The organism is Fibrobacter sp. UWT2, assembly GCF_900142545.1.
Classification (GTDB): Bacteria; Fibrobacterota; Fibrobacteria; order Fibrobacterales; family Fibrobacteraceae; genus Fibrobacter.
This window is the reverse complement of record NZ_FRBF01000017.1, coordinates 1-13,241: the sequence shown is the minus strand read 5'-3', so window position 1 is coordinate 13,241 and position 13,241 is coordinate 1. Positions and strand designations below refer to the sequence as shown.

Here is a 13,241-nt window from a genome sequence, read left to right as displayed (position 1 = left end):
AAATATATATTTTATCACGTATGGATACACAATGGACCACCGTCATTAAACCCAAAGCAAGCCTACTCTCGGTAAACTTCGATGAACTTTGGCAGTACCGCGATTTGTACCGTATGTTCGTGAAGCGCGACATTGTCACCTGGTACAAGCAGACCATTCTCGGTCCGCTGTGGTTCTTTATCCAGCCCATCATGACCACCATCATGTTCATGGTCGTATTCGGCGGCATCGCCAAAATCAGTACCGACGGACTCCCGCAACCGCTCTTTTACCTCGCGGGCATTTGCCTGTGGACCTATTTTTCGGAATGCCTGAACCAGACCAGTAAAACGTTCATCGAAAACGCGAACATGTTCGGCAAGGTGTACTTTCCGCGACTCGTCGTGCCCCTCGCAACCGTCACAAGCAACCTGGTGCGACTCAGCATCCAGATGGGACTATTCCTGATTGTATTTGCGTACTACCTGATTTTTACTGACGCCCCGGTGCACCCGAATATTTACCTGCTACTCACGCCAATCCTTATTGTGCTAATCGCGGCACTCGCACTCGGATTCGGCGTGCTGTTCAGCAGCCTCACCACCAAATACCGCGATCTGACTTTCTTACTTACGTTTATCGTGCAACTCTGGATGTATGCAACGCCAGTGATTTACCCACTCAGCACCATCGAAGACCCGCGCCTGAAAATGATGATGCAGGCGAACCCACTCACCAGCATCATGGAAACATTCAAGTTCGGTATGCTTGGCGTAGGAGAATTCAGCTGGGCCGCCCTCGGCTACACCGCCGGCTTCGCCGCCTTCATCTTAGCACTCGGCGTAATCGTCTTCAACAAGATCCAGCGCACCTTCATGGATACAGTGTAATTACACCGCAACTTTGAACACATTATTAGCCATTTTTTAATCTTTATTACATAACATGCAAAAAAGCAAGATGAAGAACATAATCATTCTGCCGGCAAAAATAGTCACAATAGTAGTGAGCCTCTTTTTTATTGCAGAACACTATTTTTTTGAGATAGAGCCATTAGCCATTTCGCCAACATTCATACTATCCTTTTTTGTCCTTATTGCTTTAAATTGGTACACCCAAACATATAAGAAAGAAAACTATTTTAAACCATCCCACATTCTACTCATAACCGTTCTACTTTTTTTAGCAGTTCATCTAAGAGCTGGAATTTATTGGGCGTTAAACACTTTTCCTCTTAGGGATGCAAACACTGTTTTCCTTACCCTGCAGGAGCCATTTGACGACTTCGCCTACGGCATGGTCAAATTGTACCTGACCACGACTATCCCTCAGGCACTAATCATAACGGCAATCCTAACCATTTTCTTATATACAGTTTTAAACCGCACAAAGACAAGGCTGTTCGTCATAGGAACATACTTTGCAGCCACTATAGTTCTCTTTATCAGCGTCATTCCAACATCCGATTACATACACATCATAAACAATGAACCCGAAAAAAACGCAATCTACTCAAAGTTCTTTGCAGAAAACTATGTCAACCCCGACTCCGTCAAAATTACAGCACCCGAACAGAAAAAAAACTTAATTCTAATATATTTAGAATCTCTCGAGACAACATTCTCTGACAAAGAACACGGTGGCAACCAAGACATCAATCTTATTCCTGAAATTACAGAATTAGCGCAACAAAATCTAAGCTTTGGTAGAATCAAAAAAAACATCGGTGGCGGGTTCGACGCAATCGGTTCTAGCTCTACATTTGGGGCAATGATTACGCGTTCTTTAGGAATTCCCGATATCGCCAACTATAAAAAGACCCCCATATTACACCATTACAAAAGCCTTTATAAAATTCTTAACAATAATGGCTACAAGCAGATATTCATTCAAGGGAATTCTGGTTTTTACAATGGCTTTCGAAATTTTATGACAGATCAAAAAATAAATGAAGTTTACGGTCCCGACGATTTAATACAAAGGCTAAACTTAGATACAACAAATCTTACAAAAAGCAAATTGTTTAAATCTGTTCATGATAAAGACGTTTTTAAGGCAGCCAATCAAATTCTTGATACGATATCAGAACCTTTCACACTAACATTTTTCACTATAGACACCCATTCGCCCCACGGATTTTATGACCCCAACTGTATAAAAAGTCTCGACGAAAAGAACGAAGATGAGCTCCTTAAAGCATCCGTACGTTGCGCATCAAGAGAACTCAGCAAATTTCTGGTTTCAATAAAGGCTAAACCTTTTTATGAAAATACATCTATCATAATCTTTGGAGACCACCTTTTCATGGGAACCCGTTTAGTAAAAGGATTCAAAAACAGAAAATGGATCAATATTTTTATAAATTCTCCAAAGGCTCCTACCTCAAATGAAGTACGACTCTTTTCTGACATAGATATGTTTCCAACTATCCTCAGCACAATGGATTTCAATATCAATGGGGACAGACTCGGATTCGGCACAGACCTTTTTAGCAGTCAAAAAACACTTGTCGAAAGCATTGGGCTTGATTCTCTGAACAAAGAAATAAATAAAATGTCCAGTCATCTGATATACGAGAGCATTTTACTTCAAAAAAAGAAATAAACAGCACCTGCTTTTTTATTATATTCCTTTATATGACCGCGATCGAGTTTGAAAACATCAGCAAGCAGTACCGTTTGGGGCTAGTGAGCACCGGGACGCTCAGCCACGACCTGAACAGGTTCTGGCAGACCAAGGTGCTGCGCCGCGAGGACCCCTATCTCAAGGTGGGCGAAGTCAACGATCGCGCACACAAGGGCGACAGCGAATACGTGTGGGCCCTGAAAGACATCAATTTTAAAGTGGAACAGGGCGACGTCGTGGGAATCATCGGCAGGAACGGAGCCGGTAAGAGTACGCTTCTCAAGCTACTGAGCCGCGTGACTGCCCCCACCACCGGCACCATCCGCGCACGGGGCCGCATCGCGAGCCTCCTCGAAGTGGGCACAGGATTCCACCCGGAAATGACCGGTCGCGAGAACATCTACATGAACGGCGCCATCATGGGCATGAGCCGCGCCGAGATTACCCGCAAACTCGACGAAATCGTGGACTTCAGCGGATGCGAACGCTACCTGGACACCCCCGTGAAACGCTACAGCAGCGGCATGACCGTGCGCCTCGGGTTCGCCATCGCAGCTCACCTGGAACCCGAAATCCTCGTGGTGGACGAAGTGCTTGCCGTGGGCGACGCCGAATTCCAGAAGAAGGCCATCGGCAAGATACAGGACGTAAGCCGCGGCGAAGGCAGAACGGTGCTGTTCGTGAGCCACAATATGGACAGCATTCAACGTCTATGCACAAAAGGGATTGCATTGGATTCAGGGCAAATAAAATATCAAGGGAACACAAATCAAGCTATAGAACTTTACCTAAGTCAAAATAATTATTGTTCCGAATTTAACGGAACTGACGGGGACCCCAAAGTCTTATATTTAAATAAAGCATGCATTCGAAATAAAAATCACAATCAAAATTTTTTTGTAGATTCAATAATAATAATTGAAGCAGATTTTACCATAAAAAGAAACATCGGATCCCTTGTTGCCGGCTTTAACATTTGCAACAATTTTGGGACGCCAATTGCTAGATGTGATTACAACGAAGATTCTCAAGAAAGCTCTCTTAAGCCAGGAAGCTACCACATTGAATTTGAAATTCCCGCATTCACCTTGGCCGCAGGCGATTATAAAATTAAATTTGATATTGCTGAAAGAAATGTCAAGTGTTACACAACCGATCTAAGTGAGTTAGATTTCACCATACACCAAGGATCTAATCATTTTGGAAATCCTTTTGACGAAGAAGGATCAATAAAAAGATCACTTTTTCACTGCAAATGGTTAAAACTATGTCAACTTATCTCAAAATATTAAAAGGAATCAATACAATCCGAACGATCGTATTGCATATACTAAATAACCAACGGCCTCGGCTTGAAGCATAAAGATTCCAAAAAAAACTACATAACGGACTTTCCCAGAAATCACTTCCGTTTGACGACAATATCATTTCTTTTTTACCAGGGATATAACGAGCCCAATTCATCCCACACAACACCTTAAATAGCGGATATACTTTTCTAAAACTAAACAACAATATTTTTTCAGCCATTGTCAGCGGAAGAGGGTATTTACTTATATAATCACACTTTCTAACAGCCTTGAATTCTCGTTGATATCTAAAACAGCTACGATAATGCAATGCGTACAAATGAGATGCCAAAACGTGCCCTCCATTCACTTGATGACAATTTCCGTATTTGATTGCAAAATTATACTCATAATCAAAAAGGATAAGATCTTCTTGAATAGTTTTGTTGATTTCTTTATCAAATGTTTTACTAGATGAATTTAGTCGACTATAATGTTTGTAGAAAGTAGATTCATTAAAAACAAAATTTCCCTTTAAGTGATTAATCGTACATAAATTAAAAACCTGATCTTCGTGACCATGCCTAAATCTTACATCGAATTTTAAATTTTCAATTACATCTCTACGATATAAATGGTTCCATACGTAGCCAAACAAAGTGTTATTATTGTACTTTAAATCTATAACGAGTTCTGAACGAGAGTTTAGACCGTAAACCTTGGTTGGCTGAGATAAAGTATGAATGAAAGTTCCCTCGTCTCGAGGATAAAATATTTTTACAGAACAGCACACGACATCTGCTTTATATTCTTCAGCTATTTCATAATTTGATTTTAGCATTTCTGGAGAGAATTCATCGTCATGATCACAAAAGGCAACATATTTTCCTTTCGCCATTTTCAACCCAACATTTCGAGCAAACGATGTCCCCATGTTTTTTTGATGCACAAGAATGATACGGGAATCTCGCTTGGCGAAATCATCGCAAATAGACGCACTACCATCAAAAGAGCCGTCATCAATCAAAATTAATTCAAAATTTTCAAGACTTTGAGATAAAATACTTTCAATCGCACTTTCAAGAAACCGTTTTGCGTTATAAACAGGCATTATTATTGAAATCAATGGATTATCAAGCATTATTTTTCCTCTTTATTTTCTATAATCCAATATATATTTTTTTCAGAGCAATACTAAAATGACAAATTTCAAAGCGACATTTTTCTTGTACATAAACCAATTGCGTCTTTATATCAAGCGCCCCCTAAATATCTTCGACACTTGGGCATGGAAGGGTCGATTAAAGTGGATGCCGGACAAATGGTACCTTTCATTAATGTTCCGAAGTAAAATGGGTTATTGGATGAACTGGGCAAATCCTCAAACATTTAATGAAAAACTTCAATGGCTAAAAATTTACGACCGAAACCCTCTATATACAAAACTTGTTGACAAATACGAAGCCCGAAAATACATAGCTGAAACGATAGGTGAAGATTATCTAATCCCACTACTCGGAGTATGGGACAAAGTCGATGACATTGATTTAGAAAAGTTGCCCCAGCAATTTGTATTGAAATGTACACATGATTCAGGAAGCGTCATTATATGTAAGGACAAAACAACATTCGACTTTACTTCTGCGAAAAAGAAACTTTATAAACATTTATCCATTAACTACTATTATCCATCTAGAGAATGGCCCTATAAAAATGTTAAGCCACGAATCATTGCCGAAAAATATTTAGAATCAACAAATTTGAATGATTACAAATTTCAAATATTCAATGGCAAAGTAAAGAATTGCTTTGTATGCAGCAAGCGTTTTTCAAAAGAAGGGCTGCACGTCACATTCTTTGACCGAAAATGGCACCCATTAAATTTTACAAAACTATATCCAAAAGAAACGAACGCTTTGGCAAAACCCGTTTTTTTTGAAAAAATGATTGAAATTAGTGAAACAGTTGCACATCAATTTCAATTTCTTCGAGTAGATTTTTATGAATTTAACAATAAAATCTATGTAGGCGAGCTAACTTTTTACCCGGGTGCAGGCTTTGAAAAATTCAACCCACCAGAATGGGACAAAAAATTCGGAGATCTAATCACCCTCCATCGAAGATAGCACTCAATTTTCCGACAATTTTTTCAACTAAATCAAAACGACTTCTCTTTCCATAAATTTTGCGTTCAAACATATCCCGAAGTAAACCATAAGTAGCAGTCTTTCGCAACTCAAGATCCACTCCATCGCAAATTTCTATTGGAATTGCAAATGCACTTAAAGGATTCTTCAACATATCTACAACAGAATCATCTAAGCCATTTGTTCGAACAAATTCCCAAAACGCTTTTCGTTGAAAAGCGTATGCTTTATCTCCACATTCAGTCATCCACCCTGTAAAGAAATGGATCAATTTCGCTTTTACAAAATATTTCCAAGATCGGCTAATTTGACAATTATATACACCTGGAAGCAGAGGAACATCATTTCCATACACCTCTTTAAAAGCAACATTCAGCGAAGGCATATCAATAAAGCATCCCGTTTCCGACGTCTGCAGCCATTTTTTATGCCATAAGTCAAAAAAAGCTCTCGAAATACTAGAATCTTTTGAAAAAAGAACACCCCCATTCACATATCGTTCTACACCAGGATCGCAATTCACCCTCTTGAAATCTGCTTCTATTTCCTTTTTTAAGGGATGCGTCGCTAACAAGCAGTGCCCGTCTAAGACACCCATTACATCATGCGTAAAATCAGACTCACTAACAGGAGTATTCCAAACCGTATCAGCATCTATGTATAAAAAATCGCCTTTTACATATTTTCTCATAGACGTCTTTATGTAACGAGATTTGGCTATAGGAGGAACACAATCCTCTACGGGAACAATGATATATTCATTTACATACTTTTTTATCCGTTCTAAATCCGATAGGAAATCTTTATCCGTTTGACAATCAACCAACAATGTCACAAAGGCATCCGGCTGGACATTTTTCAATGAAGCCATAGACACCAATGTCTGCTCACAATAAAACCCTTTTTTTGAGCCAACTAGGACATATAAATACTTCATTTTTCCTCTACACATTGTATATTTATAAATAATAATAATTATTATGGATAAAGACGGCTATGGTACAAAAAGTAGGGATTATTGCTAAAAGAATATTTTTCCCTGTATAGTAGCATAGCTTAGAAAAACTTATTGTATGATGTAACGGCAAATATGCGGAAAAAAATCCTTTATATTGTTGAAGCTGATTTAACATCTGGCTCCGGGAAATGCGCCATAGAGTTAATTCAAGAGCTTAAAAAGAATAGCAAATTTGAACCCATTGTAATAACTCCGTCCCACAGCAGCTTAAATAAAGAATGTGACAGTATATCCGTTGAAAATTATGCGGTACATTACGCTAGAACGTGCAGTTTCGGTATGGGCATTATCGGATGGATTATTGCTATTCTTTGCCGTCCGTTTTTAAATTTTTATGCATACAAAAAAATGGCGAAAAAAATTGATTTTAAATCATTAAATTTGATCCATTCAAATTCGTCTACTATAGATTTTGGAGCCTATTTATACAAAAAACTTCATATTCCCCATATTTGGCATATTCGGGATTTTCTGGCGTTTAATCAACTGCAAAAACCAATTATTATCAATCTTCCAAAATATATTGCACAGAATTCTTCTCAAATTATAACCGTATCTAATCAATTAAATGCTTTTTTAAAAAGTAAAACCAAATGTGGCAAAATAAAAACAATTTATGATGGGGTATATAGATCGAGTATAGATAAAATTGGAGCCACTCAATTTAATGATTCTAAAGAATTACGGTTAGTTTGTGTTGGCAATTATTCCCGCATAAAAGGCCAAGACGTTCTACTTGAAGCCATCGCTTTGTTACCTGCACAAGTAAAAAAAAGTATTTTTATTGATTTTTATGGGGCAAATGCCGATGGATTTTTACAAGAATTAAAAGCTATAGCTTGTAAAAAATCAATTAATCATATAGTTTCTTTTAAGGACTTTTGTTGCAATGTTTTCAAAACACTTCCCAATTATGACATAGGCGTCCAGCCGTCACACACCGAAGGTTTTTCTCGTGTTACTGTAGAATATATGCTTTCTGGCTTATGCGTTATCGGAAACGGAGATACCGCTATACAGGAACTTATTGAAAACGGGAAAACAGGCTTACTTTACAAAGATTTTGACATTCAATCATTAGCTGACAAAATTTCATACTGTTTTTACAACAGGATTGAAATGTCGCAAATGGGCCAAAGTGCACAAAGCATTGCATTAGAAAAATATTGCATTGAAAAAAATATTCGCTATATTGTTGATGAATACAACAGAATTGTTCTTTAAATTCTACGGCAAATTATGAAAGATAAGGCTCTTGTCATCGTTGTAACATATAACGCCATGCAGTGGATTGATCAATGCATTCAAAGTGTATACAGCTCCAAACACCCTTTAGATTTATTCATTATTGACAACGCATCGTCCGACAAAACTGTAGAACACATAAAAGAGAATTATGCAGACCTTAAAATTATCCAAAACAAAAAAAATCTCGGATTCGGCGCAGCAAATAACATCGGCCTACAATACGCAATAGACCACAATTATTCATATGTATATCTTCTCAATCAAGACGCCTGGATCCAACCAAACACAGTACCCACACTTATCAACGAATGCGAGCGTCATCCTGAATTTGGAATTCTTTCACCAATGCAATTCCAGGCTAATTGCGCCCATTTAGATTCCGACTTTAATCTAATTTTTTCAAGATCCAATCACTCTGGCGAAATCATATCCGTTAATAATGTTATGGCAGCCCATTGGTTGATTAGCAGGAAATGTCTTCTTGAAGTCGGAGGATTTTCGCCAACTTTCCATCATTATGGCGAAGACGACAACTATTGCGATAGAGCAAGATTCAAAGAATTTAAAATAGGGATTGTTCCTAGTGCAATAGCAATACACGACCGGGAGAACCGAATTGATCCTCCTGAAAAGAAATTGTATCTATCATTCGTTAGAACTCTTGTATTTCTAAGCGACTTTGAAAGATCTGATTTATTTGCCGTTTATGGCTTTGCATGCGATTGTGTAAAATATCTATTTAGGGAGAGGTCTTTTTCATTTGTCAAATACATTAAAGATCTTCTACTTAAATACAAGCAAATAAAAACAAACAAGACTATTTCTAAGTCACGAACGGCTTTTTTAAACAACTAGTTTTCAAATACGACAGCAAGACCTTACAGCATGTATTTTTCATAAAACAGATAGGCCTGTTCGGCATTCTTTGAAATAGAAAATAAGTCTTCTGAATAGCCCTGAGAAAGCGCTGCTTTCGTTTTGAGTTCGTCTCGAGACAAGCAGTAATTGGTAATTGCTTGAGCCAATTGTTCCGGATTATTTGGGGGTATGAGAATTCCATATTTACCATTTTGTAACAATTCTGGAGTTCCCCCGGAATTTGTCCCAATAACAAAAAGAGCATGATTCATATATTCTACGGTCGTGCGTCCAAAAGCTTCAGCTTTACTTAGATTTAGACCAATTTCATAGTTGTCTAATTCAACCTCAAGATTAGAAGAAAAACCTTTAAAAGAAACGAATCTTTCTAGATTTTTAATTTTCACCAATTTTCGCAAACCATTTTCAGATTCGCCATCTCCAAAAAAATCTAAATGAATTTGCTCCAAGACATTTTGGGGGAGACATAATAATGCTTGCAATGCTAAAAACTGTCCCTTAGCGGGACTCAGCCGCCCACACATTACAATTTTAACTATTGAATCTTTAGTAGAACTTGGTTGAGAATGATGCTTATCAACCACGCCATCATAGATTACTTCAATGCCCTTTACAATTCCACGTTCCATCCAATGTTGTGCAACGGCATTAGAAACGGCAATTATAGCATCGGAGTTTCCCTCAATATAATGCGGAAAATTTTTGATGTATGGCAGAATGTTGAAGTCTAAATCTCCGAATTCTCGCAAATACCATACATGCGGGATCTGCAGTTTTCGATGTAAATAGGCTCCAAAATCAATAACACTAGAATTAGAAACGATTAGGGATATTGACGAAAAATCAATTTTGTTTTTTAATAATTTATAGGCAATATGATTGTAGAACAGTCTATAATACGGCCTTTTAATCATGTGGAAAAAAGTATTTTGTGTCCATACAGATGTAAAATCATATTTCACCGCATAGCACTGAATTCCTTTTTCCGTCAAACAAGAGGTCAACGAATTATTTTTCCATGTAACAACAATTGGATCAATGTTTCTAGAATTTCTTAGGTATTCTATTTGCGAAAGTAAACTTTTGGCAGACCCACCAGCCATGTCATCATGAGTAATAAAAAGAACTTTTTTCATATTTTAAACCTCATGATTTTATAGATGTCATATATCCAAAATTCCAATTTTGTATACGTGAACCACAGCTTTGCCAAAGCCATTTGCAACGCATTAGCCTTTTTGTATTTTCGCAAGAAGAGTTCTGCACTTTTCAACAGAATCGCATGTTGCATAGACCAACGATTATATGTTTTAGAAATACTGACGTGATGATTGTGAATGTACGAACAATCACGTCTCAAAATGGTCTTCAATCCGGCATTCGCAAACTTATGCGCCAGAACAAATTCTTCGTAGTAGAGAAAGAAATCTTCATCATACATACCGTATTCAAGCATTTTCTTCAAGTCAACCATCAACAAGGATCCTGGGACTGCAAATACAGGAACTGAGGTTTTCTCTTTAAAATACTCTGCAGAATAAGAACGTATTTTAAGCAAAAGCTCAAAGAATAAACTTGTCGCAAGCACATGTCGTATTATACCGCAATTTTTCCAAGCACAATCTGCTGAATTAGATTGCTTAGCAGAAACGACTGCAACGGAAGAATCGTTTTGAAAAGTCTGGAGAAATTTGCGAATACAATCTTCACTAAAAAGCACATCAGGATTTGCAATAATTGAATAATCGGCTTTTAAAACCTCCGACGAATAGTGCAATCCTAAGTTGTTCCCAGCACCATAGCCGCCATTTCTAGGCGATTTAACAACATGAAGTTTATCACTTTTACAATTCTGCAACAGATTCCAAGAATCATCGGTTGAACAATTGTCGACAACTACAATAAAATCTAAAAGAGTATACGCCTTTATATGCTCCACCAATTTCATTGTTGTGGACGCATCATTGTAATTCAATATGACACAAGATGTTATAGGCATTAGTTTGTATACTATCTCAAATAGACCTGCAAAAGAACTATTATTAACTTATATAATTTCATTTTCATTAGCAACATCAATATTTTTTCGGACGTAGAAAAATAATCCTTATTGACGTTTTGCAACAATGTTTGGAAGTTTTCTTTTTTCAATAACTTTTCTAAAGCTTCGCAACGTTGCGTAAGAGTATATCCGTTATCCCTGTGAACTAAATCTTCTTTTAGAATCCCGAACAGATAATGGACAAATAAACAATTTGCCGCATCAACAAAGCGTCTGTTTTTTTTTGTTTGCTCTAGCCACTGCCGAATTTGGGTAATGACAAAATCAAAATATTTTTCACTATCTGGCCTATAACGGCTTTGCGCGGAATTAGTTTGTTGTTCATAATGATAAAAACAATTTCTTGAATAGCCAATTCGATCAAAATGATCCAACGCTAGTGTATTAAACAAAACATCTTCACTGATAATCGTTTCTGAGGAAAAGTGGAGGTCGTGCTTTATTAAAACATCCTTCTTATAAATTTTTCCCCACGCACTTCCCAAAAACCGCGTATTAGTCTTGTAATTAAAACAAGGAGCTTCAGGAGCAAAGACTTTTATTTGTAATTCTTCTTTTTGGTTTTCGGATAATAATTGAACATTCTGCGCAAATAAAAAAGATTTTAACGAACTATTTTCTTTGTGATATTGTGCGGAAAAGCAAAAAAGATCATAATTATGAAGTCGATTTTCATTGACAAATAATTCGCAAACATTGTTGTCTACCCAATCATCGGCATCCACAAACATCACATAATCACCGATTGATTCCTGAATTCCTCGATTACGCGCCGAAGAAACTCCTTTTTCAGAAAGGCCTATTGCTTTAACACGGGAATCTTTAGAAGCTAGTTCCAAGCACGCCGACCAACTGTCATCCGTGGAACCGTTATTAATTAACAAGACCTCTATATTCTTAAATGTCTGCGAAGTCAGGCTGTTCACGCATTTAGTAAGCGTCAACGCAGCATTATGAATCGGAACGATTATAGAAATCAAGGGGGGAAACATTTTAAAGGACTCTCTCAACAATTATTCTTGGATTTGGCTTGAATATACATATTTTCATTCCTAACTAGGCATAATTTTGAGAGTTATACAAAAAAGACTTGCCCAAAGGCAAGTCTTTTTTTTTCATTAAAAATGAATTAATTAGGAACCAGACTGAGTGCGGAAGTTGACGAACTGCGGGGTCAGCACAGAGCAGGCATCATCCATATCAAGCACAGCAGCTTCACCAGAGGTTGCGTCCTTGACACCAGCACCCCAAGTAAGGCCATTTCCATTAGCACCAGTACTCAGGTAAAGAACCCATGTGGAGCCTTTATCGCATTCGTTCAAGCCCACCTTAGCAGTAGCTTTCCATGCCTTGCCAGCAGTGGTGGGGATGTCGGTAGACACCTTATTCTGAGGAACAGAAAGCACGTCTTCATATTTGAAGGCCGGCGTTTCACCGTTCATCGTATAACCGATAGTGCTCCACGTACCGACGTACAATCCAGTTTCAGACACGTATGCGTCCTGGAGCTTGATGTATTCGCCAGCAGCCGGGCCGATTTCGGAAGCCTTGGACTTAGCGATCATGCCGAACAGTTTCGGCACTGCGACGGCGGCCAAGATGCCCATGATCACGATCACGACCATCAATTCAATGAGTGTAAAACCTTGCTTTTTCATAGTGTACTCCTTGTTGTTTGTTACACACTTGTTTGGTCTCTGGCCCGTTGGTGGGCGTTCAACCGGTTTATGTCCCTAATATACAACTATTTTTTTCGAAAAGCAATAGGTTTGTCAAATTTTTTTGCATTTTTGTCAAACTTTTTTCTCAGTTTTGTCTCATTTTTGTCACAAAAAATTACTTTGTTCCAAAAACAAGCTTTTTAGAAAAACTGCTTTTTTAGTCAAATTTCGCCGTATTTAGTCGTCCCTTAAAATCCCGCCCAGCCCGCATAACTATTGGGAAAAACTGATTTCTACCCTGTGAAAATATTGCAAGGTTTTCTAAAATATGAC

At 37.9% G+C, this 13,241-nt stretch carries 12 protein-coding genes; 6 read left to right on the top strand and 6 right to left on the bottom strand.

Going from position 1 to position 13,241, the window contains the following annotated elements; translation table 11 throughout:
- The first annotated feature begins 20 nt into the window (after nucleotides 1-20).
- The 3 genes from BUA40_RS11290 to BUA40_RS11280 are packed head-to-tail and all read left to right on the top strand — an operon-like array spanning nucleotide 21 to nucleotide 3,896.
- Entirely contained in the window at nucleotides 21-869 is an 849-nt protein-coding gene (locus BUA40_RS11290) for an ABC transporter permease (RefSeq protein ID WP_072800963.1), read from the top strand.
- Nucleotides 870-924: 55 nt separating this feature from the next.
- Nucleotides 925-2,583, top strand: coding sequence for an LTA synthase family protein (locus BUA40_RS11285; protein ID WP_083585380.1), 1,659 nt, complete (start codon nucleotides 925-927; stop codon nucleotides 2,581-2,583).
- 32 nt (nucleotides 2,584-2,615) lie between these two features.
- Complete coding sequence (locus tag BUA40_RS11280; RefSeq protein ID WP_072800961.1) at nucleotides 2,616-3,896, top strand: ABC transporter ATP-binding protein; 1,281 nt, start codon at nucleotides 2,616-2,618, stop codon at nucleotides 3,894-3,896.
- On the opposite strand, the gene BUA40_RS11275 is transcribed toward BUA40_RS11280, so the two are convergent.
- Nucleotides 3,880-5,034 carry a glycosyltransferase family 2 protein gene (locus BUA40_RS11275; protein ID WP_072800959.1) on the bottom strand — a complete coding sequence of 385 codons (1,155 nt, stop codon included), beginning with the start codon at nucleotides 5,032-5,034 and terminating at the stop codon, nucleotides 3,880-3,882. The genes BUA40_RS11280 and BUA40_RS11275 overlap by 17 nt on opposite strands.
- Nucleotides 5,035-5,257: 223 nt before the next feature.
- Between BUA40_RS11275 and BUA40_RS11270 the strand changes: the two genes are divergently transcribed.
- On the top strand, nucleotides 5,258-6,019 hold the full coding sequence (locus tag BUA40_RS11270; RefSeq protein ID WP_218588194.1) for an ATP-grasp fold amidoligase family protein: 762 nt from the start codon (nucleotides 5,258-5,260) through the stop codon (nucleotides 6,017-6,019).
- On the opposite strand, the gene BUA40_RS11265 is transcribed toward BUA40_RS11270, so the two are convergent.
- Entirely contained in the window at nucleotides 6,000-6,911 is a 912-nt protein-coding gene (locus tag BUA40_RS11265) for a glycosyltransferase family protein (protein ID WP_072800957.1), read from the bottom strand. The genes BUA40_RS11270 and BUA40_RS11265 overlap by 20 nt on opposite strands.
- Before the next feature lie 219 nt (nucleotides 6,912-7,130).
- On the opposite strand from BUA40_RS11265, the gene BUA40_RS11260 reads away from it, so the two are divergent.
- Both BUA40_RS11260 and BUA40_RS11255 read left to right on the top strand, forming a co-directional pair.
- Complete coding sequence (locus BUA40_RS11260) at nucleotides 7,131-8,282, top strand: glycosyltransferase family 4 protein (RefSeq protein ID WP_072800955.1); 1,152 nt, start codon at nucleotides 7,131-7,133, stop codon at nucleotides 8,280-8,282.
- A 15-nt stretch (nucleotides 8,283-8,297) separates the two neighbouring features.
- Entirely contained in the window at nucleotides 8,298-9,161 is an 864-nt protein-coding gene (locus BUA40_RS11255; RefSeq protein WP_072800952.1) for a glycosyltransferase family 2 protein, read from the top strand.
- 23 nt (nucleotides 9,162-9,184) lie between these two features.
- On the opposite strand, the gene BUA40_RS11250 is transcribed toward BUA40_RS11255, so the two are convergent.
- The 4 genes from BUA40_RS11250 to BUA40_RS11235 all read right to left on the bottom strand — a co-directional run bounded on the left by BUA40_RS11250 (nucleotide 9,185) and on the right by BUA40_RS11235 (nucleotide 12,905).
- A complete protein-coding gene (locus tag BUA40_RS11250; protein WP_072800950.1) occupies nucleotides 9,185-10,321 on the bottom strand; it encodes a glycosyltransferase family 4 protein in 1,137 nt (378 codons plus the stop codon).
- Nucleotides 10,318-11,160: a glycosyltransferase family 2 protein gene (locus tag BUA40_RS11245; RefSeq protein WP_178299627.1), complete on the bottom strand. Its 843-nt coding sequence runs from the start codon at nucleotides 11,158-11,160 to the stop codon at nucleotides 10,318-10,320. The genes BUA40_RS11250 and BUA40_RS11245 overlap by 4 nt, the downstream gene beginning before the upstream one ends.
- A 35-nt stretch (nucleotides 11,161-11,195) precedes the next feature.
- Nucleotides 11,196-12,227 (bottom strand): glycosyltransferase, encoded by a 1,032-nt coding sequence (locus tag BUA40_RS11240; protein WP_178299625.1) that lies wholly within the window; start codon nucleotides 12,225-12,227, stop codon nucleotides 11,196-11,198.
- A gap of 153 nt (nucleotides 12,228-12,380) precedes the next feature.
- A complete protein-coding gene (locus BUA40_RS11235) occupies nucleotides 12,381-12,905 on the bottom strand; it encodes a type IV pilin protein (protein WP_072800944.1) in 525 nt (174 codons plus the stop codon).
- Nucleotides 12,906-13,241: the final 336 nt, after the last annotated feature.